This window comes from Gulosibacter sediminis, from assembly GCF_030011715.1.
Taxonomy (GTDB): Bacteria; Actinomycetota; Actinomycetes; order Actinomycetales; family Microbacteriaceae; genus Gulosibacter; species Gulosibacter sediminis.
On sequence record NZ_JASCYH010000073.1, the window covers coordinates 1 to 4,224 of the forward strand.

Annotated in this window: 5 protein-coding genes; 1 reads left to right on the top strand and 4 read right to left on the bottom strand. The window is 65.5% G+C overall.

What is annotated here, in order from left to right; all coding sequences use genetic code 11:
• Positions 1–95 precede the first annotated feature (95 nt).
• Both nrdF and QM019_RS12485 read right to left on the bottom strand, forming a co-directional pair.
• Complete coding sequence (nrdF, locus tag QM019_RS12480) at positions 96–1,064, bottom strand: class 1b ribonucleoside-diphosphate reductase subunit beta (RefSeq protein ID WP_282828709.1); 969 nt, start codon at positions 1,062–1,064, stop codon at positions 96–98.
• 101 nt (positions 1,065–1,165) lie between these two features.
• Entirely contained in the window at positions 1,166–2,533 is a 1,368-nt protein-coding gene (locus QM019_RS12485; RefSeq protein WP_282853279.1) for an NAD(P)/FAD-dependent oxidoreductase, read from the bottom strand.
• Positions 2,534–2,652: 119 nt separating this feature from the next.
• On the opposite strand from QM019_RS12485, the gene QM019_RS12490 reads away from it, so the two are divergent.
• Positions 2,653–3,246 (top strand): TetR/AcrR family transcriptional regulator, encoded by a 594-nt coding sequence (locus QM019_RS12490; protein WP_282828705.1) that lies wholly within the window; start codon positions 2,653–2,655, stop codon positions 3,244–3,246.
• Here the strand turns inward: QM019_RS12490 and QM019_RS12495 are convergent.
• Together QM019_RS12495 and QM019_RS12500 are read right to left on the bottom strand one after the other, a co-directional pair.
• On the bottom strand, positions 3,243–3,614 hold the full coding sequence (locus QM019_RS12495; RefSeq protein WP_282853280.1) for a cupin domain-containing protein: 372 nt from the start codon (positions 3,612–3,614) through the stop codon (positions 3,243–3,245). The two genes, QM019_RS12490 and QM019_RS12495, sit on opposite strands and share 4 nt — an antisense overlap.
• Positions 3,566–4,165, bottom strand: a complete 600-nt coding sequence (locus QM019_RS12500; RefSeq protein ID WP_282853281.1) for a GrpB family protein — start codon at positions 4,163–4,165, stop codon at positions 3,566–3,568. Before QM019_RS12500 ends, QM019_RS12495 begins: the two co-directional genes overlap by 49 nt.
• Positions 4,166–4,224 lie beyond the last annotated feature (59 nt).

The window sequence follows — 4,224 nt, forward strand, 5'->3', positions numbered from 1 at the left end:
CCCCCCCCCCCCCCAGTGTGCGTGTTTTTTTTTTTTTTGTACCCCCCCCCAAAAAAAAAAAAAACCCCCACCACTCAACTGTGTTTCGGGAAGGGTTAGAAGGCCCAGTCGTCGTCTTCGGTGTTTTCGGCCTTGCCGATGACGTAGGACGAGCCCGACCCCGAGAAGAAGTCGTGGTTCTCGTCGGCGTTCGGCGAGAGCGCCGACAGGATCGCCGGGTTCACGTCGGTCACGGTCGACGGGAACATCGCCTCGTAGCCGAGGTTCATCAATGCCTTGTTCGCGTTGTAGTGGAGGAACTTCTTGACGTCCTCTGACCAGCCGACCCCGTCATAGAGGTCGTGCGTGTAGGCAACCTCGTTCTCGTAAAGCTCGTACATGAGCCCGAAGGTCCAGTCCTTGAGCTCGTCGCGACGCTCCTGCGATTCGCGCTCGAGCCCCTGCTGGTACTTGTAGCCGATGTAGTACCCGTGCACGGCCTCGTCGCGAATGATGAGGCGAATGAGGTCGGCGGTGTTCGTGAGCTTCGCGTGCGACGACCAGTACATCGGCAGGTAGAAGCCCGAGTAGAAGAGGAACGACTCGAGGAGCGTCGAGGCGACCTTCTTCTTCAGCGGGTCATCGGCGTGGTAGTAGTCGAGAACGATCTGTGCCTTCTTCTGCAGCAGCGGGTTCTCGCGCGACCAACGGAACGCGTCGTCGATCTGCGGCGTGTTCGCGAGCGTCGAGAAAATCGACGAGTAGCTCTTCGCGTGCACCGACTCCATAAACGCGATGTTCGTGTAGACGGCCTCCTCGTGCGAGGTCACGGCGTCGGGGATCAGCGAGATCGCGCCGACCGTGCCCTGCAGCGTGTCGAGCAGGGTGAGCCCCGTGAACACGCGCATCGTGAGGGTCTGTTCCTCCGGGGTCAGCGTCGCCCACGACTGAATGTCGTTCGACAGCGGAACCTTCTCGGGCAGCCAGAAGTTGTTGGTCAGCCGGTTCCAGACCTCAAGATCTTTATCATCCTGGATCCGGTTCCAGTTGATTGCCTCCACGTGCGTGAGCAGGTGATCACCCATAGAAACGCTCCTCCTTGTCGCGACGAGTCTAGCCCGAGTGGAGGGCCGACCCGGGTGTAAACACGGGCCCCAGCCATTCGATTCCGCCCGCGGTGAACACACTACGAATCGAAGCCGAGCCCGACCGCATCCATGGTGCGCAGCCAGAGGTTTCGCCGCCCCGTTTCATCCTCGCGCGCCATCGACCAGCGCGAAACGTTCACGCCCAACGCGCGGGCGGGCTCGGGCGGGAATCGCAGCGGATGCTTGCGCACGAGGTCGAGCGCGAGGCGGTCGGTCTGCTCCCCCGCCAGCTGGTCGAGCATGACCTGCGCGCCGAAGCGCGTGGCCGCGACGCCGAGGCCCGTGAACCCGACCGCGTACGCGATCCGCCCGCGCGAGACAACGTCACTCGTCACGCAGAACTGCGTCGAGGTGTCGATCATGCCGCCCCACTGATGCGTGAATCGCACCCCGCGCAGTTGCGGGTAGGTCGCGAAGAAGTTGCGCTCGAGCGTCGCGAACGTCTCGGCCCGCTGCGTCAGTGCCTCGCTGCGGCGCGAGCCAAAGTAGTAGACGGCGTCGTAGCCGCCCCAGAGGATCCGGCCGTCGTTGGTCTTGCGGTAGTAGTGGAACTGGTTGCCCGCATCCGAGAGCCCCTCCTGCCCGGTCCAACCGATGCTCGCAAACTGCTCTTCGCTGAGTGGCTCGGTCATGAGCGCGTAGTCGTACACCGGCACGGTGACACCCGCGAGTCGGCGCAGGAGCGACGGATACGCGTTCGTCGCGAGCACGACCTGCTTCGCGCGGATGCTCCCCCGTTCGGTGTGCGCCCGCAACTCGCTCGCGTGGTCGAGTCGGCGCACGACGCTGTGTTCGCAGACCTCGACACCCGCTGCGAGCACCGCATCCAGCAGTCCAAGCGCGAGCTTGTACGGGTCGACCGTCGCACCGGCCGAGGTGTGGGTCGCCGCGACGTACGCCGGCGACTTCGTGAACTCGCCGATGCGGTCGGCACCGATGAAGGTGGTCGGCTCGCCGTGGGCGGTCGCCTCGGGCGCGAACTCCTCAAGCGCATCCGCTTGCCACTGGGTGCGGGCAAACGTGAGGTTGCCTGCCTCGGACCAGTCGCAGTCGAGGCCAAGCCGCTCGATGTCGGCTCGCATGGCCGCAAAGTTGTCTTCGCTAATGCGCGCGATCTCACTCGCCTGATCTGGCCAGCGTTCCAGCGCATTGCCGATGCCGTGACTGATGCTCGGCTCGACGAAACCGCCGTTGCGGCCACTCGCAGCATGGCCGATCGTGCCTCCCTCGAGCAGGGTGATGCGGCGGCCGGGCTCGCGTTCGGCGGCGAGCAAGGCCGTCCACAGGCCGGTGTAACCGCCGCCGATGATGAGCAGGTCGGTGTGCTGATTGCCGTGCAGCGACGGCTGCGCGACGCGCTTCGGTGCGCGGTCGATCCAGAATGAGCGAGCTATACGGTCGTGCATCGGTGCCACGGGTGCATCCCGGCAAGAGGCCGGACGGGCGACTGCACCCTCTCCCTACCGTCCAGACGGTACAGTATCAGGCCGGGAGTTCGCCACCACCACGCCAGTAGACTGTCGCAATGACTTCGCCAGGAGCAGCACCCGCAGCCGGCACCGAGCGAAACCGACGTCGCGACCTCCTCATCGCCTACGCCGATCTCGTACTCGAAGAGGGCGAGCGCGCCGCGACCCTCGATGCCGTAGCCGCCCGCGCCGGCGTCTCAAAGGGTGGGCTGCTCTATCACTTTCCTAGCCAGCGCAAGCTTCGGCACGGGCTCGCCGAGTTCTACCTCCAGCAACTCCATCTCGAGATCGAAGAGCTCCAGGCCTCCGGCGAGTCGCCCGCGCGCTGGTACCTTCGCACCTCATCCGACTATCTCAGTGAGCTCGAACGCATCACCGCCGCGCTCGTGGCGATCGAGAACACGAGCACCGACGAAATTCGCGAGACGCTGCAGCGCGGGCGGGACCGCTGGGCCGACCTCATCCGTGACGAACTCGGGGATGATCTCACGGTCGTCGTAATCCAGCTCGGCGACGGCATCGCCTATAACGCACAGGTCGACGGCACCGGCGATGCGGGCGGCAGCCCGAGCGAGTTTGGCACCTCTGCGCGCGCCGAACGTCTACTGGATGCGCTGCACGAGTATCGCGCGAGCGAATCCGCGACCTAGCCGACAACACAGGTACCCTGGCCAATCACACGCGCACCCCGCGCATCCGCTTGCGCACCCCAGGCGACGCTGCTGGTCGCTGATCTGGTGTCACTCATCAAGACCGCGACGATCAAGATCAGCTTGGAGGTGCGGTTGCTCCATGCATGCGCGGTGCCTCGCCGCCCGGCCGAGTCGCCCGGCAGCAGGCGCACCCATTCATTCCTGCGCACGAGGTACAGCTCGCGGTCTTCGACGGTGATGATGTCGAGCGTCTCGGCGCCCGCGATACCTTGGACGAGCCGAACACCTGCGGCGCCGTTCGCGCACGGCGCGTTCGCTAGTACCCGGCTGCGGCGAAGGCGCGCGCGTAGATGTCGCGGATGCACGCCTGCTTGCGCGCGTTGTACTCCATGACCGTTTCGGCGCCGGCGGTGGCGATGCGCGACGCCGCACGCTTCACCTCTGCGTAGCACTCCCGGTCGACGTCGTCGCGGCGCAGGTGATCGCGAAAAATGCGATGCTTCCACGGTTCGGGTGAGTCCGGCGAGAAGACGTGCACGTTCGCCACCGGGTTCGCGTGTTTCACGAGGCGATGCTCGTGCCACCAGGGTTCGCGTACGGTGAGCACGAATCCGGCACCCTCGAGCGCTGGCAGCCAGCCCGCCTCATCCCCCGGATCTGCCACGATGAGGTCGGCGTCGATCACCGGCTTCGCGGGCAGCTCCGGCACCGACGTCGACCCGACGTGCTCAAGCGCGAGCACGCGCCCGCCAAGAGCAGTTCGGATGCGCGCGGCGAGTTCGTCGAACCGTCGCGGCCACTCGGGGTCGGGCTCGGCGACGACGATCGGCTCGCGCGTCTGCGGCACCACCCACGGCGACTCCCCCGCGGGCGGCTCGTCGTCGGCAAACTCAAGAATCTCAGCAGCAGTCGGCACCCGCTCACCCTACTCGGGGGTTGAGTGGTCGTTTTTTGTAGTTTTGGCACCGCCAAAAC

Excerpts from the sequence above, each read along its gene's own strand:
- QM019_RS12490 (WP_282828705.1), top strand. The coding sequence starts at position 2,653 with ATGACTTCGCCAGGAGCAGCACCCGCAGCCGGCACCGAGCGAAACCGA.
- nrdF (WP_282828709.1), bottom strand. The coding sequence starts at position 1,064 with ATGGGTGATCACCTGCTCACGCACGTGGAGGCAATCAACTGGAACCGG.
- QM019_RS12485 (WP_282853279.1), bottom strand. The coding sequence starts at position 2,533 with ATGCACGACCGTATAGCTCGCTCATTCTGGATCGACCGCGCACCGAAG.